24 protein-coding genes are annotated in these 20268 nt (G+C 67.6%); 22 read left to right on the top strand and 2 right to left on the bottom strand.

Annotated features, from left to right (window positions below; genetic code table 11):
• Positions 1–94: 94 nt before the first annotated feature.
• Genes UC35_RS16925 through UC35_RS16965 form a run of 9 tightly spaced genes read left to right on the top strand, consistent with a single transcriptional unit; the run spans position 95 to position 9700 of the window.
• Positions 95–301: a formate dehydrogenase gene (locus UC35_RS16925; RefSeq protein ID WP_061503894.1), complete on the top strand. Its 207-nt coding sequence runs from the start codon at positions 95–97 to the stop codon at positions 299–301.
• Between the two features lie 17 nt (positions 302–318).
• Complete coding sequence (locus UC35_RS16930) at positions 319–3282, top strand: formate dehydrogenase subunit alpha (protein ID WP_061501745.1); 2964 nt, start codon at positions 319–321, stop codon at positions 3280–3282.
• A gap of 19 nt (positions 3283–3301) precedes the next feature.
• Positions 3302–3919 carry a formate dehydrogenase FDH3 subunit beta gene (gene fdh3B, locus UC35_RS16935; protein WP_061501746.1) on the top strand — a complete coding sequence of 206 codons (618 nt, stop codon included), beginning with the start codon at positions 3302–3304 and terminating at the stop codon, positions 3917–3919.
• Entirely contained in the window at positions 3916–4158 is a 243-nt protein-coding gene (locus tag UC35_RS16940; RefSeq protein ID WP_061501747.1) for a hypothetical protein, read from the top strand. The genes fdh3B and UC35_RS16940 overlap by 4 nt, the downstream gene beginning before the upstream one ends.
• Positions 4158–5357 carry a formate dehydrogenase subunit gamma gene (locus tag UC35_RS16945; protein ID WP_061501748.1) on the top strand — a complete coding sequence of 400 codons (1200 nt, stop codon included), beginning with the start codon at positions 4158–4160 and terminating at the stop codon, positions 5355–5357. Before UC35_RS16940 ends, UC35_RS16945 begins: the two co-directional genes overlap by 1 nt.
• A 26-nt stretch (positions 5358–5383) precedes the next feature.
• A complete protein-coding gene (locus UC35_RS16950) occupies positions 5384–5815 on the top strand; it encodes a hypothetical protein (protein WP_061503895.1) in 432 nt (143 codons plus the stop codon).
• A 53-nt stretch (positions 5816–5868) separates the two neighbouring features.
• On the top strand, positions 5869–6708 hold the full coding sequence (locus tag UC35_RS16955) for a formate dehydrogenase accessory sulfurtransferase FdhD (RefSeq protein WP_061501749.1): 840 nt from the start codon (positions 5869–5871) through the stop codon (positions 6706–6708).
• A gap of 49 nt (positions 6709–6757) precedes the next feature.
• Positions 6758–9274 carry an ABC transporter permease gene (locus UC35_RS16960; RefSeq protein ID WP_061501750.1) on the top strand — a complete coding sequence of 839 codons (2517 nt, stop codon included), beginning with the start codon at positions 6758–6760 and terminating at the stop codon, positions 9272–9274.
• A 21-nt stretch (positions 9275–9295) separates the two neighbouring features.
• Positions 9296–9700: a group II truncated hemoglobin gene (locus UC35_RS16965; RefSeq protein WP_061501751.1), complete on the top strand. Its 405-nt coding sequence runs from the start codon at positions 9296–9298 to the stop codon at positions 9698–9700.
• Positions 9701–9716: 16 nt separating this feature from the next.
• Here the strand turns inward: UC35_RS16965 and UC35_RS16970 are convergent, their stop codons facing one another.
• Together UC35_RS16970 and radC are read right to left on the bottom strand one after the other, a co-directional pair.
• Entirely contained in the window at positions 9717–10361 is a 645-nt protein-coding gene (locus tag UC35_RS16970; RefSeq protein ID WP_061501752.1) for a Smr/MutS family protein, read from the bottom strand.
• Positions 10358–11035 carry a RadC family protein gene (gene radC, locus UC35_RS16975; protein WP_061501753.1) on the bottom strand — a complete coding sequence of 226 codons (678 nt, stop codon included), beginning with the start codon at positions 11033–11035 and terminating at the stop codon, positions 10358–10360. Before radC ends, UC35_RS16970 begins: the two co-directional genes overlap by 4 nt.
• A 57-nt stretch (positions 11036–11092) precedes the next feature.
• On the opposite strand from radC, the gene UC35_RS16980 reads away from it, so the two are divergent.
• From UC35_RS16980 to UC35_RS17040, 13 genes are all read left to right on the top strand, one after another.
• The gene (locus UC35_RS16980; protein ID WP_061501754.1) at positions 11093–11563 is read left to right on the top strand and encodes an FKBP-type peptidyl-prolyl cis-trans isomerase; all 471 of its coding nucleotides are present in this window, start codon (positions 11093–11095) and stop codon (positions 11561–11563) included.
• A complete protein-coding gene (ispH, locus tag UC35_RS16985; protein WP_061501756.1) occupies positions 11560–12510 on the top strand; it encodes a 4-hydroxy-3-methylbut-2-enyl diphosphate reductase in 951 nt (316 codons plus the stop codon). Before UC35_RS16980 ends, ispH begins: the two co-directional genes overlap by 4 nt.
• Before the next feature lie 32 nt (positions 12511–12542).
• Complete coding sequence (locus UC35_RS16990; RefSeq protein ID WP_145979635.1) at positions 12543–13460, top strand: threonine/serine dehydratase; 918 nt, start codon at positions 12543–12545, stop codon at positions 13458–13460.
• Between the two features lie 52 nt (positions 13461–13512).
• Positions 13513–13986, top strand: a complete 474-nt coding sequence (locus UC35_RS16995) for a hypothetical protein (protein WP_061501760.1) — start codon at positions 13513–13515, stop codon at positions 13984–13986.
• A 28-nt stretch (positions 13987–14014) separates the two neighbouring features.
• Positions 14015–14599 (top strand): GNAT family N-acetyltransferase, encoded by a 585-nt coding sequence (locus UC35_RS17000; RefSeq protein ID WP_061501762.1) that lies wholly within the window; start codon positions 14015–14017, stop codon positions 14597–14599.
• Positions 14600–14638: 39 nt separating this feature from the next.
• On the top strand, positions 14639–15097 hold the full coding sequence (locus UC35_RS17005; protein ID WP_061501763.1) for a YybH family protein: 459 nt from the start codon (positions 14639–14641) through the stop codon (positions 15095–15097).
• The gene (locus UC35_RS17010) at positions 15094–15582 is read left to right on the top strand and encodes a GFA family protein (RefSeq protein ID WP_061501765.1); all 489 of its coding nucleotides are present in this window, start codon (positions 15094–15096) and stop codon (positions 15580–15582) included. Before UC35_RS17005 ends, UC35_RS17010 begins: the two co-directional genes overlap by 4 nt.
• Positions 15582–15881, top strand: coding sequence for a hypothetical protein (locus UC35_RS17015; RefSeq protein WP_061501767.1), 300 nt, complete (start codon positions 15582–15584; stop codon positions 15879–15881). Before UC35_RS17010 ends, UC35_RS17015 begins: the two co-directional genes overlap by 1 nt.
• Positions 15882–15890: 9 nt before the next feature.
• Positions 15891–16820, top strand: coding sequence for a LysR family transcriptional regulator (locus tag UC35_RS17020; RefSeq protein ID WP_061501769.1), 930 nt, complete (start codon positions 15891–15893; stop codon positions 16818–16820).
• Positions 16821–16985: 165 nt separating this feature from the next.
• Positions 16986–17885: a transporter substrate-binding domain-containing protein gene (locus tag UC35_RS17025; protein ID WP_061501771.1), complete on the top strand. Its 900-nt coding sequence runs from the start codon at positions 16986–16988 to the stop codon at positions 17883–17885.
• Positions 17886–17988: 103 nt separating this feature from the next.
• On the top strand, positions 17989–18753 hold the full coding sequence (locus UC35_RS17030; protein ID WP_061501773.1) for an amino acid ABC transporter permease: 765 nt from the start codon (positions 17989–17991) through the stop codon (positions 18751–18753).
• A complete protein-coding gene (locus UC35_RS17035; RefSeq protein WP_061501775.1) occupies positions 18753–19424 on the top strand; it encodes an amino acid ABC transporter permease in 672 nt (223 codons plus the stop codon). The genes UC35_RS17030 and UC35_RS17035 overlap by 1 nt, the downstream gene beginning before the upstream one ends.
• Positions 19425–19448: 24 nt before the next feature.
• Entirely contained in the window at positions 19449–20186 is a 738-nt protein-coding gene (locus tag UC35_RS17040) for an amino acid ABC transporter ATP-binding protein (RefSeq protein ID WP_061501777.1), read from the top strand.
• Positions 20187–20268: the final 82 nt, after the last annotated feature.

The raw sequence follows: 20268 nt of genomic DNA on the forward strand, positions 1-20268 counted from the left end.
GGTGCACAACATCGGTGCTAACGGCTACATTCGCCAAAGTAGCCCATGCAACCGTTTACATATGTGGATATGTGGCGGTGCCAAGGAGACCTCGATGAGCCAGCCGAAGACGAAATTGTCGCGCCGGACATTGTTTGCAGGAGCGGGGACTGCCGGCGCCGTCGCCGCAGCCGCGACGCTGCTGCCCGGTGTGGTGCAAGACACCGCAAGCGCGCCCGAGATGAAGCAGCCGCCTGAAAAAGGCGGCGGCTATCAGCTGACGGAACACGTCAAGCGCTATTACAAGAGCACCCTCGTCTGACGCGCCTGGAGACTGCCATGTTGCTGACAAAGAAATCGAGCGGCGTGCACGATGCTACGCGCTCGCCTTTCGTGCATAGCCTGCAGCGGGGCCTGTCGCAGGCCATCCCCACCATGGACCGCCGCGCATTCCTGCGCCGCTCCGGGCTGGGTGTGGGCGCCGGCATTGCTGCCACGCAATTGACCCTGGTGACCAAGGCCAAGGCCAACGGCACCGGCGGGGTCGTGGGCGAAGGCAAGATCGAGGTCAGGCGCACCGTCTGCAGCCACTGCTCGGTGGGTTGCGCGATCGACGCTGTCGTCGAGAACGGCGTGTGGGTGCGCCAGGAACCGGTGTTCGATTCGCCGATCAACCTGGGTGCCCACTGCGCCAAGGGCGCGGCGATCCGCGAGCACGGCCACGGCGAATACCGCCTGCGCTACCCGATGAAGCTGGTGGACGGCAAGTACCAGCGCATCAGCTGGGACCAGGCCCTGAACGAGATCAGCGCCAAGATCCTGGAGCTGCGCAAGGCAAGCGGCCCCGAGGCCATGTACTGGATCGGCTCGTCCAAGCACAGTAACGAGCAGTCCTACCTGATGCGCAAGTTCGTCAGCCTCTGGGGCAGCAACAACTGCGACCACCAGGCGCGCATCTGCCACTCCACCACGGTGTCCGGCGTCGCCAACACCTGGGGCTACGGCGCGATGACGAACTCGTACAACGACATGCAGAACAGCAAGTGCGCGTTGTACATCGGCTCGAACGCCGCCGAGGCGCACCCGGTCAGCATGCTGCACATGCTGCACGCCAAGGAAAACGGCACCAAGATGATCGTGGCCGATCCGCGCTTCACCCGCACCGCGGCCAAGGCGGACGAGTACGTGCGCATCCGCTCGGGTTCCGACATCCCCTTCCTGTTCGGCGTGCTCTATCACGTGTTCAAGAACGGCTGGGAAGACAAGAAGTACATCAACGACCGCGTCTACGGCATGGAGGACGTCCGCAAGGACGTGATGGCCAAGTGGACGCCGGACAAGGTCGAAGAGGCCTGCGGCGTGCCCGAGGCCACGGTCTACAAGGTCGCCGAGATGATGGCCAAGAACCGGCCGTCGACCATCGTGTGGTGCATGGGCCAGACCCAGCACAGCATCGGCAACGCCATGGTGCGCGCCTCCTGCATCCTGCAGCTGGCCCTGGGCAACATCGGTGTGTCGGGCGGCGGCGCCAACATCTTCCGCGGCCACGACAACGTGCAGGGCGCCACCGACGTCGGTCCCAACCCCGACTCGCTGCCCGGCTACTACGGCATCGTCGAAGGCTCGTGGCGCCACTACGCCAAGGTCTGGGGCGTGGACTACGACTGGATCAAGGGGCGCTTTGCCAACGTGGGCATGATGAGCAAGCCGGGGATCACGGTCTCGCGCTGGATCGACGGGGTGCTCGAGAAGAACGAGCTGATCGACCAGGATCCGAACCTGCGCGGCGTCGTGTACTGGGGCCACGCGCCCAACTCGCAGACGCGCGGCGTCGAGATGAAGCGGGCGATGGACAAGCTCGACCTGCTGGTGGTGATCGATCCCTACCCGTCGGCCACCGCCGCGATGGCGGCCATGCCGGGCAAGCCGGAGGACCTCAATCCCAACCGGGCGGTCTACCTGCTGCCGGCGGCCACGCAGTTCGAGACCAGCGGCTCGGTGACGGCCTCGAACCGCTCGCTGCAATGGCGCGAGAAGGTGATCGAGCCGCTGTGGGAAAGCCGCAGCGACCACATGATCATGTACCAGCTGGCCGAAAAACTCGGATTCGGCAAGGAGCTGGTCAAGAACTACAAGATGCAGAAGGTCAAGGGCATGGACGAGCCCCTGCCGGACGACATCCTGCGCGAGATCAACAAGTCGAACTGGACCATCGGCTACACCGGCCAGAGTCCCGAGCGCCTGCAGGCGCACATGCGCAACATGTCGGCTTTCGACGTCAAGACGCTGCGGGCCAAGGGCAACGTCAAGGACAAGGTCAATGGCTACGACCTGACGGGCGACTACTTCGGCCTGCCGTGGCCGTGCTTCGGCACGCCGGAACTCAAGCACCCCGGCACCCACGTCCTGTACAACCCCTCGCTGCACGTGATGGACGGCGGCGGCAACTTCCGCGCGAACTTCGGCGTCGAACGCAACGGCGTGAACCTGCTGGCCGAGGACGGCTCCGCCTCCCTGGGCGCGGACATCCAGACCGGCTACCCCGAATTCGATCACGTGCTGCTCAAGAAACTGGGCTGGTGGTCTGAACTCACCGACGCCGAGAAGGCGGCGGCAGAAGGCAAGAACTGGAAGACCGACCTCTCGGGCGGGATCATCCGGGTGGTGATGAAGAACCACGGCTGCCACCCGTTCGGCAATGCCAAGGCGCGCGCGGTGGTCTGGAACTTCCCGGACGCCATCCCGCAGCACCGCGAGCCGATCTACAGCACGCGGCCCGACCTGGTCGCCAAGTACCCCACCCACGACGACAAGAAGGCGTTCTGGCGCCTGCCGACGCTGTACAAGACGCTGCAGCAGAAGAACATCGAGGACAAGGTGGCGCAGAAGTTCCCGCTGATCCTGACCTCGGGGCGCCTGACCGAGTACGAGGGCGGCGGCGAGGAAACGCGCTCGAATCCCTGGCTGGCCGAGCTGCAGCAGGAAGCCTTCGTCGAGATCAACCCGCAGGCGGCCACCGAGCGCAGCATCCGGCACGGCGACCGCGTCTGGCTGGTCAGCCCGACCGGCGCGCGGCTGAACGTGCAGGCCCTGGTCACCGAGCGCGTGGGCCCGGACACGGTGTGGATGCCGTTCCACTTCTCGGGGCGCTGGCTGGGCGCCGACATGCTGGCCTACTACCCCAGCGGGGCGGCGCCGGTGGTGCGTGGCGAGGCGGTGAATACCGCCACGACCTACGGCTACGACAGCGTCACCATGATGCAAGAGACCAAGACCACGATCTGCCAGATCGAACGGGCCTGACCGCAGCGAGGAGACGACGATGGCACGAATGAAATTCATCTGTGACTCCGAACGCTGCATCGAATGCAACGGTTGCGTCACGGCCTGCAAGAACGAACACGAGGTCCCCTGGGGCGTGAACCGGCGCCGGGTGGTCACGCTCAATGACGGCGTGCCGGGCGAGCGCTCGATCTCGGTGGCCTGCATGCACTGCTCGGACGCGCCCTGCATGGCGGTGTGCCCGGTCAACTGCTTCTACCGCACGGACGAGGGCGTGGTGCTGCACGACAAGGACGTGTGCATCGGCTGCGGCTACTGCAGCTATGCCTGCCCGTTCGGTGCGCCGCAGTTCCCGTCGGCCGGCAACTTCGGCGTGCGCGGCAAGATGGACAAGTGCACCTTCTGCGCCGGCGGCCCCGAGGCCAACGGATCGCAGGCCGAGTTCGAAAAGTACGGACGCAACCGCCTGGCCGAAGGCAAGCTTCCGGCCTGCGCGGAGATGTGCTCGACCAAGGCGCTGATCGCCGGCGACGGCGATGTGGTGGCCGATATCTTCCGCAACCGCGTCATCAAGCGCGGCAAGGGCGCCGAGGCCTGGGGTTGGGGCACTGCCTACGGCTCCAAGCAGGCGGGCCAGCCGCAGGGAGGCAAGTCATGACGAAGCGCCGCATTGTCTGGGTCGTGTGGCCAGTGGCCGCGGTGGCGGCGCTGGCCGCATGCAGCGAGAAGCCGCAGACCATGGGGGGCAGCAACAGCAAGCAGGACGCTGCGGCCTTCCAGGGCACCGGCATGCCCTATGTGGCAACGGGCTGGAAGCCGGGCGACAAGACCAGTTGGGAGCAGCAGCTCAAGACGCGCGCCCAGATGGGCCAGAACGACTACAACAAGGTGCCCTGATGCGGGCGCTCAGATCGTTGCTGCTGGCCGGTTTGCTGGGCGTTGCACTGGGCGCCGGCGCGCAGGCGCCTAAACAGGACGAGGTGCCCTCGGCGCCGGCGACGCCCGCCGCACCGGGCGGTATCCAGAGCCAGAACATCTTCGACGTCAAGCCCGAGGTCAAACCCGACGCGAGCTCGGATCCGAAGTACCTCGAGCAGGGCAATGCCGAGCGCAACAAGGTCCAGCCCGGCAATAACTCGCCGATGTGGCGCGGCGTGGAAAAAGGCATCGAGGGCTTCACCAGCTATCCGCGCGACAAGTATCCGGAAGCCGGTGTCCTGATCCAGGCGCCAGTGCAGTATCCGGGTTCGCGATTCGTGTCAGCCGGGGAAGCCTGGCGGCAGGTGCGCAACAACTGGCTGCTGCCCTACGGCGGCGCGCTGGTGATTATTTTTGCCGTCGCGCTGGCTATCTTTTACTTCGCGCGCGGACCCATCGGCCACCAAGACGCGGTGGGTGGCGGGGGGCGGCGCATTGAGCGTTTCACACCCTTCGAGCGCGCGGCGCACTGGACCAACGCCATCGCCTTCTGCGTGCTGGCGATCTCCGGCCTGGTGATGGCCTTCGGCAGGTTCTTCCTGGTGCCGGTGCTGGGCCTGCAGCTGAACGGCTGGCTGACCTATGCGCTGAAGAACCTGCACAACTTCTTCGGCCCGCTGTTCGCGGTCTCGCTGGTGGTGGTGATCATCACCTTCATCAAGGATGAGCTCCCGCGCCGCGGCGACCTGGGCTGGCTGTTGAAAGTGAGCGGCGTGTTCAGGCGATCCTGGCAGGAGCCGCCCACGCACCGGTTCAACGCAGGCGAAAAGGTCGTGTTCTGGCTGGGCGTGGTGTTGCTGGGCGTGGTGGTGGTCGCTTCGGGCCTGGTGCTGGACAAGCTGGTGCCTTCCATCGAGTACCTGCGTGGCACCATGCAGACGGCGCACATGATTCACCTGGCTGCGGCGGTGCTGATGATCTGCCTGACGGGTTTCCACATCTACCTCGGCACCGTCGGCATGCGAGGTGCCTATGCAGCGATGCGCCACGGCTACGTGGACGAAGCCTGGGCGCGCGAGCACCACGCCTACTGGGCCGAAGACATCGCAGCCGGAAAAATCCCGGCCGAGCGCAGCCAGCAGCCGGTGATCCCCAGCGACCAGGCACGGCCCGCCTGAGGGCCATGGAGGGAATTCGACAAATGATGAAACAGCTACTCGTGCCCTCGCTGCTCGCCGTCGCCTTCGGCGCGGCCTTCGCGAAGCTGCCCGCGCCGGACGACGCCACCAAGGCCAAGGCCGCCGAGACCACGGCCAGGGCCGCATGGCAGGCCAAGATGGATGGCTACCAGCTGTGCAAGTCGCAGGACAAGGTCGTTGCCGTCTACCAGAAGAACGCCGGCAAGAACGGCGGCAAGCCCGCGCCGACGCCGGTGGCCGCCCAGCCCGCTGCGAGCGGCGCAACGCCCGCCGCCGCGCCGCCGTCGCCATGCACGGACCCAGGGCCTTTCGCCTACACCCCGCCGGAGCAGAAGCCCCTGGAAGCCTCAGGGGCGCACTCGCCTCCGCCCACGGCCGCCAGCCCGCCCAGCGTGAAGGCCGAGTCGGCGCAGATGGCGCCCGCGCAGAAGAAGTAGGGACAGTAGGGCCGGCCCGCCCGTAGGGCAGGACTTCGCGGTAATCTCTGCGGATGTCCCTGCCCTTCCTTACCGAGGCCAACGTTCCGCTCACGCGCGAGATCGAAACCGTCAACGAGCACGGCGAGCGCAGCACCACCTCGATCCCGGCCGAGCGGCCGCTGACGGTCTATGTGGACCGGCAGGAACTCGTCACGCTGATGACCCTGGGCGCGCGGCCCGAATGGCTGGTGTTGGGTTACCTGCGCAACCAGCGGCTGGTGCGCTCGGTGGACGAGGTGGAATCGATCACCGTCGATTGGGAGGTTGGCGCGGCCGCCGTCAAGACCCGGCGCGGCATCGCCGACCTGAAGCAGCGCACCGCGCGCCGCGTGGTGACCACCGGCTGCGGGCAGGGCAGCGTGTTCGGCGGGCTCATGGACGAGATCGAATCGATTCAGCTGCCTGAAGCGGGCATCACCCAGGCGCAGCTGTACGGCATCCTCAATGCCATCCGCCTTCAGGAGAGCACGTACAAGTCGGCCGGCTCGGTGCATGGCTGCGCACTGTTCGAAGGCGAGCGGCTGCTGCTGTTCATCGAGGACGTGGGCCGCCACAACGCCATCGACACCATCGCCGGCTGGATGTGGCTGCAGGGCATCGCGGATGCGCGCGACAAGGTGTTCTACACGACGGGGCGCCTGACCAGCGAGATGATCATCAAGTCGGCCCAGATCGGCGTGCCCGTCGTGGTCTCGCGCAGCGGCACCACGCAAATGGGCTACGAGATCGCGCAGCGCCTCGGCCTCTGCGCCATCGGGCGCGCGACCAACAAGCATTTCCTGTGCTATACCGCCGCGCACCGCCTGCAGCTGCAGCCCGAGTTGGCGGCGGCCACGCTGCGCGTGGCCTGAAATCGCAGCGGCTGGTCCGCTGAATCATTACTAGGTTACGCTGGCGCCCATGGCATCTGTCTGGCATCTGGGCTGGCGAACCCTGTGGCGCGACCTGCGCGCCGGCGAGTTGCGCCTTCTGATCGTGGCGGTCACGCTGGCCGTGGCCGCGTTGACCGCGGTGGGATTTTTCGCCGACCGCCTCAAGGGCGGGCTGGCGCGCGATGCGCGGCAGCTGCTGGGCGGCGATGCGGTCGTGGTGAGCGACAACCCGACGCCCCCGGAGTTCGGTCAAAAGGCGCGCGAACTGGGCCTTGGCGCACTCACCACGGCGACTTTTCCCACCATGGCGCGGGCCACCGACGCGCAGGGCGGCGCGAGCCGCCTGGTCTCTCTCAAGGCCGTTCCGTCCGGCTATCCGCTGCGCGGAAACCTGAGCACTGCTGCCTCGCGCGACAGGGCAGGCGCGCCCACCCGCGACGTCCCAGCGCCGGGCCAGGCTTGGGTGGAGGCGTCGCTGCTCGAAGCGCTGGGACTGGACCTGGGCGACCCGCTGTTGCTGGGTGATACGCAGCTGCGCATCGCCCGTGTCATCACGCTGGAGCCGGATCGCGGCGCGGGGTTCCTGAGCTTCGCGCCGCGTGTGATGATGAACGAGGCGGACCTGCCGGCAAGTCGCCTGATCCTGCCCGCCAGCCGGGTCTCCTGGCGCTTTGCCGTCGCGGGTCCGGATCGCAAGGTGGCGCAGTTCGCACAGTGGGCGCAGCAGCAAGCGACGAGACCTGAGGTGCGCGGCGTGCGTATCGAGTCCTTTGAAAGCGGCCGGCCCGAGATGCGGCAGACGCTGGACCGGGCCGAGAAATTCCTGAACCTGGTGGCCCTGCTCGCGGCGCTGCTCAGCGCGGTGGCCGTGGCACTGGCCGCGCGCGGCTTCGCCACCAGCCATCTCGACGATTGCGCCATGCTGCGCGTGCTCGGCCAAAGCCAGCGCACCATCGCGGGCGCTTACACGCTCGAGTTCGCTCTGGTGGGCTTGGCGGCCAGCCTGCTGGGGGTGGCAATTGGCTTTGGCATCCACTACGTGTTCGTGTTCCTGCTGTCCGGGCTGGTGGAAACCACGCTGCCGGCTTCGAGCGCCTGGCCGGCCGCGTTCGGGCTGGGCATGGGATTGACCTTGCTGTTCGCCTTCGGCCTGCCGCCGGTGCTGCAGCTGGCGCAGGTGCCGCCGCTGCGGGTGATCCGGCGCGACATCGGCAACCTCAAGCCGGCCTCGGCCGCGGTGCTGGCCCTGGGCGTGGCCGGTTTCGCCGCGCTGCTGCTGGGCGCAAGCAGCGACCTCAAACTCGGGGGCATGGCGGTGGGCGGCTTTGCCGGCGCCGTGGTCCTGTTCGCGCTCCTGAGCTGGGCGGCGGTCAAGCTGCTGCGTGTGTCGGTCAACGAAGCCACGGCGCCGCGCTGGCTGGTGCTGGCGACGCGGCAGGTCAGCGCACGCCCGGCCTATGCGGTGGTGCAGGTGAGCGCGCTGGCGGTGGGCCTGCTGGCGCTGGTGCTGCTGGTGCTGCTGCGCACCGACCTGGTCGCCAGCTGGCGGCGCGCCACGCCGGCCGACGCGCCGAACCGCTTCGTGATCAACGTGATGCCCGAGCAGGCGGGCGATTTCCAGGCCGCCCTGCAGACGGCGGGCGTCAAGAACTACGACTGGTTCCCGATGATCCGCGGGCGCCTGGTGGCGGTGAACGGCCGCGCGGTCGCGCCGGGCGACTACACGGACGACCGCGCCAAGCGCCTGGTCGACCGCGAGTTCAATCTCTCGACCACGCCGGTGCAGCCGGCGCACAACCTTGTGGTGCAGGGCCACTGGACGCCGCAGGAGCAGGGTGCGATCAGCGTCGAAGAGGGCATTGCCACCACCCTGGGCCTGAAACTGGGCGACAGCCTGCGCTTCGACATCGGCGGCGTCACCAACGAGTCGCGCATCACGTCATTGCGCAAGGTCGACTGGGGCTCGATGCGCGCCAATTTCTTCGTGATCTACCCGGTGAGTGAGCTCAAGGATGTGCCGGTCACCTTCATGAGCGCCTTCCGCGCGCCCGAGCGCCGGGGCTTCGACAACGAGCTGGTTCGGCGCTTCCCCAACATCACCAACGTCGACATGACGGCCACCATCAACCAGGTGCAGGGCGTGCTGGACAAGGTGGTGCGCGCGGTCGAATTCCTGTTCGGCTTCACGCTGGCGGCCGGCCTGGTGGTGCTGTTCGCGTCGGTCACCGCCACGCGCGAGGAGCGGGCCCGCGAGTTCGCCGTGATGCGTGCAGTGGGCGCCAGCGGCGCCTTGCTGCGCCAGGTCCAGCGCGCCGAACTGGTTGGCGTGGGCCTGCTCGCGGGCTTCCTGGCCAGCATCGTGGCCGCCGCGGTCGGCTGGGGCATGGCGCGCTATGTGTTCGACTTCGACTGGACCGCTTCGGCCTGGGTGCCGTTCTTCGGCGCGCTCGCAGGCGCCGCGCTGGCTCTGGCGGCGGGCTGGTGGGGCCTGCGCGAGGTGCTGCGGCGGCCGGTGGTCGAGACCCTGCGCCGGGCGGCGGAATAGCCGCAACGCGACAATACGGAGATGGAATCCGAAGAGAAGCTGCCCCACAACACGCCATTCGAGTGGATCGGCGGAGAAGATCGCGTGAAGGCGCTGGTTGACCGCTTTTACGACCTGATGGACCTGGAGCCGGGCTACGCGCAATTGCGCGCCTCGCATGGCACGGAATTGGCGCGCGCCCGCCAGAACCTGTTCTGGTTCCTGTGCGGCTGGCTCGGCGGCCCGCAGCACTATGTCGAGCGCCACGGCCATCCGCGCCTGCGTGCGCGCCACATGCCCTTCGTGATCGGCATCCAGGAGCGCGACCAATGGCTCGCCTGCATGGACCAGGCCATGGGCGAGGTCGGCGTCGACGCGACCCTGCGCGCGCGGCTGCAGGCCTCGTTCTTCCAGACCGCCGACTGGATGCGGAACTCGCCGGGCTGAAAAGCTCAGCGTTGCTTCAGGGTTTCAGGAGAACCACCAGGGCGCCGGCCCCGCCTTCGTCGGCCCGGGCCTGCACGAAGGCCATCACTTCGCTCTTCTGCACCAGCCAGCCGTGCACCTTGCCCTTGAGCACCGGCGTCTTGCCCGGTGATCCCAAGCCCTTGCCGTGCACCACGCGCACGCAGCGCCAGCCGCGCTTGAGGGATTCGCGCAGGAATTCGGCCAGCGCCTCGCGCGCCTCCTCGCGGCGCAGGCCGTGCAGGTCGATCTCGCCCTGGATGCTCCAGGCGCCCTTGCGCAGCTTGCGCGTGACGTCAGTGCCCACACCGGGCCGGCGAAAGCTCAGCGCCTCGTCGATGTCCAGCAGCGTTGCGGCGTCGAACTCGTCGCTGATCGCCTCGCGCAGCACCCGGACCTCGTCGAGTTGCTGCTGGACGGCAACCGGCGGCGGCTGCTCCGGCGCGAGCTGCACGCGCTGGTGGCGCGCGCGGTGCTGGGCCAGCGGCTCCACCTTGCCGGCCGCCCGCTGGAACAGCGTGCGCTCGGCATGCGCCTTGCGCTCGGCCTCCAGCCGGGCTTGCTCCTGCGCTGCCGCCAGCCGTTGCTGCTCGGCCAGCTTCTGCTGGATGGCCTGCAGGTCCTGCAGCGATTTCGCTTTCAAATGAAGCCTTTCTCCGCCATCGACAGCGAATCGCCCTGCGTCACGATCACGTGGTCGAGCACGCGCACGTCGATCAGCGCCAATGCCGCCTTCAGCGTCTGCGTCAGCGCCTCGTCGGCGCGCGAGGGCTGCACGGTCCCGCTGGGGTGGTTATGCGCCAGGACCACTGAAGCGGCATGGAGCTGCAGCGCGCGCTGCACGACCTCGCGCGGATAGACGCTGGTTTGGGTGAGCGTGCCGCGAAACAGTTCCTCCATGGCGATGAGCCGGTTCTGCGCATCCAGGAACAGCACCGCGAAGACCTCGTGCGGCTTGCGCGCGAGCTCGATCGACAGGAACTGCTTGACCGACTCGGGCGAGCTGAACACCTCCCGCTCCTTCAGCCGCTGCGACATGGCGCGGCGGGCGAGCTCCATCACGGCCAGCAGCTCGGCGCGCTTGGCGGCGCCGCCCAGGCCCTTGATGCGCTTGAGGTCCTCGGCCGCGGTGTGCAGCAGGCCGGCGAAGCCGCCGAAGGTGGTGAGCACCTCGCTGGCCATCTGCAGCACGCCCCGGCCGGGCGTGCCGGTGCGCAGCAGCAGGGCCAGCAGCTCGGTGTCGCTCAGCGTTGCCGCGCCGCGCGCCAGCAGCTTCTCACGCGGCCGGGTGTCGGCCGGAAGGTCTTTCAGGGGCATGGGGGCGGGGGCGGGCGGCCGGGGTTTCTACAATAGGGGCAGTTTATCGGTACTCCCATGGCAGCCATTCGCGTCCATCCGGGCTCCTTCCTCACGCTGCATTACCGGCTGTCGGGGCCCGAAGGCGACATCATCAATACATTCAAGGACAAGCCCGCCACGCTCACGCTGGGCACGGGCGAGCTTTCCCCGGCCGTGGAGCAGCGCCTGCTCGGGCTGGAGGAGGGCGCGCACGCCACCTTCGAGATCCCCGCGGGCGAGGCCTTCGGCGAGCGCAACCCGGAGATGGTCCAGTGGGTCGCCCGCCGGCTGCTCAACGAGATGGGCGATCCCCTGGAGCAGTACCACGTCGGCGACGTGGTGCAGTTCCCCACGCCCGACGGCATGTCGAGCTACGCCGGCGCGGTCCGGCAGGTGGGCAAGGACGGGGACGGCGACGGCAAGGCCGATGCCGTGCTGTTCGACTTCAACCACCCCCTGGCCGGCCAGCCGGTCACCTTCGAAGTGAAAGTGATCGGAGTGCTATGAGCGCGGAAGAGGGCATCGTGGCCACCGAGATCCTGCTGGCCGAGCCGCGCGGCTTTTGCGCCGGCGTGGACCGCGCGATCGAGATCGTCGAACGCGCGCTGCAGAAGTTCGGCGCGCCGATCTATGTGCGGCACGAGATCGTGCACAACACCTTCGTGGTCAACGACCTGAAGTCGCAGGGCGCGATTTTCATCGAGGACCTGGCCGAGGTGCCGCCCGGGGCGACCCTGGTCTTCTCCGCGCACGGCGTGAGCAAGGCGGTGCAGACCGAGGCGCGCGAGCGCGGCTTCCAGGTCTTCGACGCCACCTGCCCGCTCGTGACCAAGGTGCATGTGGAAGTCGCCAAGCTCGCGAAAGAGGGCTACGAGTTCATCATGATCGGCCACAAGGGTCATCCGGAGGTAGAGGGCACCATGGGCCAGCTCGACCACGGCATCCACCTGGTCGAAGACGTGGGCGATGTCGCCGGGGTGCAGCCTTCGCAGAGCGACAAGCTCGCGGTGGTGACGCAGACCACGCTGTCGGTGGACGACGCGGCCGAGATCACCGCGGCGGTGAAGGCGCGCTTTCCCAACATCCGCGAGCCCAAGCAGCAGGACATCTGCTATGCCACGCAGAACCGCCAGGATGCGGTGAAGATGATGTCGCGGCAGGTGGACGTGGTGATCGTGGTGGGCAGCCCGACCAGCTCCAACAGCAACCGGCTGGCCGAACTCGCGCGCAAGCTCGGCGTGCCCAGCTACATGGTCGACAGCATCGAGGACCTGCGGCCCGAATGGCTGGAGGGCCACACGCGCGTCGGGCTGACGGCCGGCGCTTCGGCGCCCGAGGTGCTGGTGAAGGCCGTGGTGCGCCGCATCCGCTCGATGGGCGCGGTGTCGGTGCGCAAGATGGACGGCATCGAGGAAACCGTGAAGTTCCCGCTGCCCAAGGGCCTGAAGTTGTGAGTCCTGGCCCGGCGCTCGGTCGCGCGGAGGTCCTGCGGGCGGCCCAGCGCTTCGAGCGCGACCATCCCGGGTTCATCCGCCGCACGCCTTTGTGGAAGCTCCCCGGCTCGGCGCTGGGCGCCGATTGCGAAGAGGTGTGGCTCAAGTTGGAGCACCTGCAGGTCTCCGGCAGCTTCAAGGCGCGCGGCATGCTCAACCGCCTGCTCGCGAACCCGATCCCTGCTGCGGGCGTGATCGTGGCCTCCGGCGGCAACGCCGGCATCGCGACCGCGGCCGCCGCCCGCGCGCTGGGCGTGCGCTGCGAGGTGTTCGTGCCCACGGTCAGCAGCGCCGCCAAGCAGGCGCGGCTGCGCGAGCTGGGCGCGCAGGTGGTGGTCACCGGCGCGGTCTATGCCGAAGCGCTGGAGGCCTGCCTGTCGCGCCAGCGGGAAACCGGCGCGCTGCTCACGCACGCCTACGACCAGGGCGAAGTCGTCGCCGGCGCGGGCACCATCGCCCAGGAGATCGAGGAGCAGGGTGGCGGCGTGCCCGATGCGGTGCTGGTGAGCGTGGGCGGCGGTGGCCTGATCGCCGGCATCTGCGCCTGGTTCGAAGACCGCACGCGGGTGCTGGCGCTGGAGCCGGAGCTCGCGCCCACCTTGTTCCGCGCCCGTGAAGCGGGGCAGTCGGTGGACGTGGCCGTGGGCGGCATCGCCGCCGATTCGCTGGGCGCCAAGCGCATCGGCACCATCGCCTGGGAACTGACGCGGCGATGGGTGCCCGAGGCGAGCCTGCTCGGCGATGAGGCCATCCGCGAGGCCCAGCGCTTCCTGTGGCAGCAGTTCCAGTTGGCGGTCGAGCCGGCCGCGGCCCTGGGCGTCGCGGCGCTGCGCGCGGGCCGCCCTGCCCCTGCCCGGCGGGTGTGCGTGATCCTGTGCGGCGCCAATCTCGATCCGGCCACGCTGGCCTAGGCCCTTGCCGGCCGGCGCGCCGGATAATCCGGCCGTTTGTCGATTGATCCCCATGCCCTTTGAACTAAATCATCCGGAGTTCAGCTTCCAGTCGCAGCGCGACTGGCAGCAGGTTGCCACCGGCACCCAGGAAGCCATGCAGCTGCACTGCGGCGAAACCCTCACCATGGTGACCCTGTCCATGGACGAGGTGAGCCCGACCAAGGGTGACCTTGAGCCCTTCGCCCGGCAGGTGCTGGCCGCGCGCAAGCGCGCTTACCTCGAGGCCGCCCGCGAGCTGATGGCCGGCGGGCAGGAGCCGCAGGTCACCATCGACCGTGAAAGCGTCGAGCCGCACGAAAGCGCGCTCGGCTGCCTGATGTCCTTCGAAGGCATGCACGACGGCAAGAGCTTCGTGGGCTACTTCGGCGTGCTCACGCGCCGCAAGATCCTGCACGTGTTCGTCGAGACGCCGGTGGCCTTCCTGCCCGGGCGCCGCGGGATGTTCCAGGAAGTGGTCGCAGGCTTCACGCCGAAGCTGCCCTGAGGCACGAGCACGCCGCCAAGCGGGCCCGATGAGATTCACCACAAAGCCGCTGACCAACCAGACATGGCCCGATCTCGAGGCCATCTTCGACGCACGCGGCTGTTCGGTGGCGCGGGGCTGCTGGTGCATGTTCTACAGGCGGAGCGGCGCCGCCGGAGTGCCGTCGGCCTACGGTGAGCGCGCGCAGCAAAGCCGCAAGGACTTGCGTGCGCTGGCCGAAGGCGGTGCCCAGGTCGGACTGATCGGCTACCGCGATGGCGTGCCGGTCGGCTGGGTGTCGTTCGGGCCGCGCGAAGACTTCGCCAAGCTCAGGCGCTCGCCGGTCCTCAAGCCCGTGGACGATGAGCCGGTCTGGTCCATCGTCTGCTTCGTCGTGCCTTCGGAACACCGCGGGCAGGGTGTCGCGAAAGCCTTGCTGGCGGCCGCGGTGGCCTATTGCCGGAAAAAGCGGGTGAGGCTGCTGGAGGCCTACCCCGTGGACAAGGCGCATCGCGCCCATGACCAGGACATGTGGTTTGGCGCCAAGTCGATGTTCGACGCGGCGGGCTTCGAGGAAGTGGCGCGCCGCAAGCCCGAGCGGCCCATCGTGCGTATCCGGCCGACGGCATCCTGAGCCGGCCCGCGTAAGATCGCCCCCGAGGAGGGGTGACTCATGCGGATTGGCTCGACCTTGGCGCTGGCCGCCTGCGCATTCGCCGCCGGCTGCGCCGCGCCGCCGGCCAAGCCCGATGCCGCCAGGGCGCGCGAGCAGGTGATCGCTAGCGAGCAGGCCTTCGCCCGGACCATGGCCGAGCGCGACCTGCGCGCCTTCGGCAGTTTCCTGTCCGATGAGGCAGTGTTCTTCTCCGGCGGCAAGGCCCTGCGGGGCCGCCAGGAGGTGCTTGCTTTCTGGTCACGCTTCTATGCCGCGCCCCAGGCACCGTTTTCGTGGGCGCCGGAAGAGGTCGAAGTGCTGGACAGCGGCACGCTGGCGCTGTCCAGCGGGCCGGTGCACGATGCCAAAGGCAAGCTGATCGGCCGGTTTTCCTCGATCTGGCGCCAGGAGGCGCCGGGACAATGGCGCATCATCTTTGACAAGGGCAGCGACGTCTGCGATTGCGGGGCGAAATGAGCGACATGCGCGAAGAACTGTTCGAAGGCGGCTGCGACTGCCGCCTGGTGCGCTATCGCATGCGCGGGCGGCCGATGTTCGTCAATTGCTGCCACTGCCGCTGGTGCCAGCGCGAGACCGGTTCGGCGTTCGCGCTGAACGCGCTGATCGAGGCCGGTCGCCTGGAGCACACCGGCGCCCTGCCGGAAATCGTCGACACGCCCAGCGAAAGCGGCCAGGGCCAGATGATCGCGCGCTGCCCTCGCTGCCGCATCGCGATCTGGAGCAACTACGCGGGCGCCGGCGCGGCGGTGCGCTTCGTGCGCGTGGGCACCCTGGACGAGCCGGATCGCTTCCCACCGGACATCCACATCTTCACCGAGAGCAAGCAGCCTTGGGTGGTGCTGCCGGCCGGCACGCCCGCGATGCCGCAGTACTACGACCTGGCCCAGTACTGGCCGGCCGAGAGCCTCGAGCGGCGGCGCCTGGCGCTGGGCGCGACGTGATGCGCGAGCTCGCACGCTGCCTCGCCTGGACGCTGGCGCTGGGCGCGCTCGCGCTGCTGCTGGCGATGTTGCCGGGCGCTGGCCTCGAGCACGCCGACGGTCCCTGGGCCTGGGGGCTGTTGCTGGCGTTCTGGCCGCACTACCTGCTTGGGCCGGGGCAGGGGGCCGGGTCCGGCGCGCTGCACGTGGCGGCCATCTTCGGGGCGCAGTTCGCCTGGTTCCTGGCCGTCGTCGCCGCAATGCGCCGGCTGCGGCGGCGAGGGAAAGCACGATGGCGCCCGGGGCGCGCTCCGCAATAATCGCAGCCGATGGAAACCAAATGGCTGGAGGACTTCGTGAGCCTGGCGGAGACGCGCAGTTTCAGCCGCTCCGCGCAGCTGCGCCACGTCACGCAACCCGCCTTCTCGCGGCGCATCCAGGCGCTCGAAGCCTGGGCCGGCACCGACCTGGTAGACCGTAGTTCCTATCCGACGCGCCTCACGCCGGCGGGCCAGACGCTGTATACGCAGTCGCTGGAGATGCTGCAGGCGCTGCAAAGCACGCGCGCCATGCTGCGAGGGCATTCGGCCGCGGGCCAGGACGTGATCGAGTTCGCCGTGCCGCACACGCTGGCCTTCACATTTTTCCCGGCCTGGGTGTCCTCGCTGCGCGAGAAGTTCGGCCCGATCAAGAGCCGGCTGATCGCGCTGAACGTGCATGACGCGGTGATGCGCCTGGTCGAAGGCGGCTGCGACATCTTCATCGGCTACCACCACGCCTCGCAGCCTTTCCAGCTCGACGCCGACCGCTACCAGATGGTGACCCTGGGCGACGAGTCGCTCGCGCCCTACTGCAAGCCCGACGCGAACGGCGAGCCCATGTTCCGCCTGCCGGGACGGCCGGGCCAGCCCTTGCCCTATCTGGGCTATGCGCCGGGCGCCTACCTCGGCCGCGTCACCGACCTCATCCTCAAACAGTCGGCCACGGCCATCCACCTGGACCGCGTGTACGAAACCGACATGGCCGAGGGCCTGAAGGTGATGGCGCTGGAAGGCCATGGCGTGGCCTTCCTTCCCTACAGCGCGGTGAAGAAGGAACTGCGCGCGCGCAAGCTCGTGGGTGCAGCGCCGGGGCTGGAGGGACTGGAGATGGCCATGGACGTGCGCGCCTACCGGGAAAAGCCCCTGGGCAAGGACACGCCCAAGGGAACGGCGCAGGCGCTGTGGAACTACCTGGCAAGCCACAACAGCGCGAAATGAGCAAGGCCAGCCGGGTGGCCCGCTTCTCGCTTATCAGCGTTTTGCATGAGCGACGCGCGCAAAGTGCATGGCTTGGCGGCGTTGTTCAGGGTATTCCCGACGACGCGAAACCATAGAATCCCGTTTTTATCTCACCCCGTAACGTTTCACACAGGAGAGACTGATATGAAGAAACAAATGTGGGCTTTGGCGGTCAGCGCCCTGGCCGTCGGTGCCGCTTTCGCGCAGGCGAACGACACGATCTCGAAGGTCAAGAGCTCCGGCGCGATCAGCGTGGGCGTGCGCGAATCTTCCGGCGCGCTCTCCTATGCGCTGGGTGACGGCAAGTTCGGCGGCTTCCACACCGAAATCTGCCAGCGCATCGTCTCTGAGCTGGAAAAGAGCGTGGGCAAGAAGCTCAACGTGACCTACCAGCCCGTCACCTCGCAGAACCGCATCCCGCTGGTGCAGAACGGCACCGTGGACATCGAATGCGGCTCGACGACGAACAACGCGGCTCGCCAGAAGGACGTGGCCTTCCTGAACACCACCTACGTGGAAGAGGTTCGCATCGCGGTGAAGGCCAATTCCGGCATCACCAACATCAACCAGCTCAACGGCAAGACGGTGGCGACGACCACCGGCACCACCTCCGTGCAGCACCTGCGCAAGCACGAGCGCGCCAAGAGCGTGGACTTCAAGGAAATCTTCGGCAAGGACCACGCCGACAGCTTCCTGCTGCTGGAAACCGGCCGCGCCGATGCCTTCGTGATGGACGGCTCGATCCTCGCCGGCAACATCGCCACGGCCAAGAACCCCGCCGACTTCAAGATCGTGGGTGACGTGCTGAACGTCGAGCCGATCGCCATCATGATCCGCAAGGACGATCCGGCGTTCAAGAAGTTCGGCAACGACGTGATCGCCGGCATGATCAAGAGCGGCGAAATGACCAAGCTGTGGGACAAGTGGTTCCTGCAGCCGATCCCGCCCAAGAACGTCAAGGTTGGGCTGACGCTGTCGGAAAGCACCAAGGCCGCCTGGGCCGGCCCGAACGACAAGCCGATGGAAGACTACGCCAAGAAGTAATCCTCTTCCGGGCGTCCAAGACCCCTGACCGGGCCTGCCCCGGCAGGGGTCTTGCGTTTACGGGCTTGGCCCCTCAAGATCGCATCATCACGAGGAGAAGAACATGGCTTGGAATTGGCAGGTCTTCTGCCAGGAAACCACCACCAACGAACACGTACCGGGCTGCCTGGCCGGCTTCGCGAAGGGTGGCGACCAGACCTACCTGAACTGGATCATTACCGCCTGGGGCTGGACCCTGTCGGTGGCGCTTTCCGCGCTGGTCGTGGCGCTGGTGGCCGGCCTGGTGGTCGGGACCGCGCGTACGCTGACCAACAACCCGGTGATCTCCCGATTGGCCACCGCCTGGGTGGAGCTGTTCCGCAACATCCCGCTGCTGGTGCAGATCTTCCTCTGGTACTTCGTGCTGCCGGGCATCTTCCTGCCGCTGCGCGAGATCCCTTCGGTGGTCCTGGTGGTCCTGGCACTGGGCCTGTTCACTTCGGCGCGGATCGCCGAGCAGGTGCGCGCCGGCATCCAGTCGCTGCCCCGGGGCCAACGCTACGCCGGGCTGGCCATGGGCTTCTCGACCGCGCAGACCTATCGCTACGTGCTGCTGCCGATGGCGCTTCGCATCATCATCCCGCCGCTGACCAGCGAGTCGATGAACATCATCAAGAACTCCTCGGTGGCCTTCGCCGTGTCGATCGCGGAATTGACCTTCTTCTCCCGCCAGTCGGGTGAGGAAACCGGCGCGCCGATCGAGATGTACCTGGCCGCGACCGTGCTGTACGCGATCTCGGCCTTCGTGATCAACCGCATCATGACCTTCATCGAGCGCAGGACCCGCGTGCCGGGCTTCGTCGCTTCGGCTGGTGGAGGGGGGCACTGATGCTGGGTTCCCTCGACCTCTCCTTCTTCCGCTGGGAAGTCATCGGTCCCTTCGTCGCGAAGGGCATGTGGTTCTCGGTCTGGCTGACCATCATCGCCACCCTGGGCGGCATCGCGCTGGGCACGGTGCTGGCGCTGATGCGGCTGTCGGGCAAGACCTTGCTGGAACTACCCGCAGCCGCCTACGTCAACACCATGCGCTCCGTGCCGCTGGTGATGGTGCTGCTGTGGTTCTTCCTGCTGATCCCGTTCTTCATCGGCCGGCCGATCGGGCCGGAGAACTCCGCGGTGATCACCTTCGTGGCCTTCGAGGCCGCGTACTTCTCCGAGATCGTGCGCGCGGGCATCCAGTCGATCCCGCGCGGGCAGGTGAACGCCGGCTATGCGATGGGCATGACCTACGGCCAGAACATGCGCCTGGTGATCCTGCCGCAGGCGTTCCGCAACATGCTGCCGGTGTTCCTCACCCAGACCATCATCCTGTTCCAGGACACCTCGCTGGTGTATGCCATCAACGCGTCCGACCTGCTCAAGGGCCTGGAAACCGCCGGCAAGAACTACGGCCGGCCGGTCGAGGCCTACCTGCTGGCGGCCATCGTTTACTTCATCATCTGCTGGGGGCTGTCCTTCATGGTCAAGCGCCTGCAGGCCCGCATTGCCATCATTCGCTGAATTCCGGAGAGCTCCATGGCTGCCATGATCGATATGAAGAGTGTTTCCAAGTGGTATGGGCCTGTCCAGGTGCTCACCGACTGCTCGGTCAACATCTCCAAAGGTGACGTCGTCGTCGTCTGCGGTCCCTCGGGCTCAGGCAAGTCCACGCTGATCAAGACGGTGAACGCGCTCGAGCCCGTGCAGAAGGGCGAGATCTGGGTCGACGGCGTCGCCGTGCACGACCCCAAGACCGACCTGCCCAAGCTGCGCAGCCGCGTGGGCATGGTGTTCCAGCACTTCGAGCTGTTCCCGCACCTGTCGGTGACCGAGAACCTCACGATCGCGCAGATCAAGGTGCTGGGCCGCTCGGCCGACGACGCCAAGGCGCGCGGCCTCAAGATGCTGGATCGCGTCGGCCTGATGGCGCACAAGGACAAGTTCCCCGGGCAGCTGTCCGGCGGCCAGCAGCAGCGCGTGGCGATCGCCCGCGCCCTGTCGATGGACCCGATCGTGATGCTGTTCGACGAGCCCACCTCGGCGCTCGACCCCGAGATGGTGGGCGAGGTGCTGGACGTGATGGTCACGCTGGCCAAGGAAGGCATGACCATGATGGTGGTGACGCACGAGATGGGCTTCGCGCGCAAGGTCGCCAGCCGCGTGATCTTCATCGACGTCGGCGGCCGCATCCTGGAAGACTGTTCCAAGGACGACTTCTTCGGTAATCCCGATGCGCGGCAGCCGCGCACCAAGGACTTCCTGAACAAGATCCTGGCGCACTGACCGACTCACCGCAGAGGCACTGAAGTCGCAGGGGGCCGCACGGGCCCCTTGCTTTTTTCCCGTGGCGCTGGCGCGCCCGGCC

It is taken from the genome of Ramlibacter tataouinensis (genome assembly GCF_001580455.1).
Taxonomy (GTDB): Bacteria; Pseudomonadota; Gammaproteobacteria; order Burkholderiales; family Burkholderiaceae_C; genus Ramlibacter; species Ramlibacter tataouinensis_B.

Excerpts from the sequence above, each read along its gene's own strand:
- UC35_RS16925 (WP_061503894.1), top strand. The coding sequence starts at position 95 with ATGAGCCAGCCGAAGACGAAATTGTCGCGCCGGACATTGTTTGCAGGA.
- UC35_RS16930 (WP_061501745.1), top strand. The coding sequence starts at position 319 with ATGTTGCTGACAAAGAAATCGAGCGGCGTGCACGATGCTACGCGCTCG.
- fdh3B (WP_061501746.1), top strand. The coding sequence starts at position 3,302 with ATGGCACGAATGAAATTCATCTGTGACTCCGAACGCTGCATCGAATGC.
- UC35_RS16940 (WP_061501747.1), top strand. The coding sequence starts at position 3,916 with ATGACGAAGCGCCGCATTGTCTGGGTCGTGTGGCCAGTGGCCGCGGTG.
- UC35_RS16945 (WP_061501748.1), top strand. The coding sequence starts at position 4,158 with ATGCGGGCGCTCAGATCGTTGCTGCTGGCCGGTTTGCTGGGCGTTGCA.
- UC35_RS16950 (WP_061503895.1), top strand. The coding sequence starts at position 5,384 with ATGAAACAGCTACTCGTGCCCTCGCTGCTCGCCGTCGCCTTCGGCGCG.
- UC35_RS16955 (WP_061501749.1), top strand. The coding sequence starts at position 5,869 with ATGTCCCTGCCCTTCCTTACCGAGGCCAACGTTCCGCTCACGCGCGAG.
- UC35_RS16960 (WP_061501750.1), top strand. The coding sequence starts at position 6,758 with ATGGCATCTGTCTGGCATCTGGGCTGGCGAACCCTGTGGCGCGACCTG.
- UC35_RS16965 (WP_061501751.1), top strand. The coding sequence starts at position 9,296 with ATGGAATCCGAAGAGAAGCTGCCCCACAACACGCCATTCGAGTGGATC.
- radC (WP_061501753.1), bottom strand. The coding sequence starts at position 11,035 with ATGCCCCTGAAAGACCTTCCGGCCGACACCCGGCCGCGTGAGAAGCTG.
- UC35_RS16980 (WP_061501754.1), top strand. The coding sequence starts at position 11,093 with ATGGCAGCCATTCGCGTCCATCCGGGCTCCTTCCTCACGCTGCATTAC.
- ispH (WP_061501756.1), top strand. The coding sequence starts at position 11,560 with ATGAGCGCGGAAGAGGGCATCGTGGCCACCGAGATCCTGCTGGCCGAG.
- UC35_RS16995 (WP_061501760.1), top strand. The coding sequence starts at position 13,513 with ATGCCCTTTGAACTAAATCATCCGGAGTTCAGCTTCCAGTCGCAGCGC.
- UC35_RS17000 (WP_061501762.1), top strand. The coding sequence starts at position 14,015 with ATGAGATTCACCACAAAGCCGCTGACCAACCAGACATGGCCCGATCTC.
- UC35_RS17005 (WP_061501763.1), top strand. The coding sequence starts at position 14,639 with ATGCGGATTGGCTCGACCTTGGCGCTGGCCGCCTGCGCATTCGCCGCC.
- UC35_RS17010 (WP_061501765.1), top strand. The coding sequence starts at position 15,094 with ATGAGCGACATGCGCGAAGAACTGTTCGAAGGCGGCTGCGACTGCCGC.
- UC35_RS17015 (WP_061501767.1), top strand. The coding sequence starts at position 15,582 with ATGCGCGAGCTCGCACGCTGCCTCGCCTGGACGCTGGCGCTGGGCGCG.
- UC35_RS17020 (WP_061501769.1), top strand. The coding sequence starts at position 15,891 with ATGGAAACCAAATGGCTGGAGGACTTCGTGAGCCTGGCGGAGACGCGC.
- UC35_RS17025 (WP_061501771.1), top strand. The coding sequence starts at position 16,986 with ATGAAGAAACAAATGTGGGCTTTGGCGGTCAGCGCCCTGGCCGTCGGT.
- UC35_RS17030 (WP_061501773.1), top strand. The coding sequence starts at position 17,989 with ATGGCTTGGAATTGGCAGGTCTTCTGCCAGGAAACCACCACCAACGAA.
- UC35_RS17035 (WP_061501775.1), top strand. The coding sequence starts at position 18,753 with ATGCTGGGTTCCCTCGACCTCTCCTTCTTCCGCTGGGAAGTCATCGGT.
- UC35_RS17040 (WP_061501777.1), top strand. The coding sequence starts at position 19,449 with ATGATCGATATGAAGAGTGTTTCCAAGTGGTATGGGCCTGTCCAGGTG.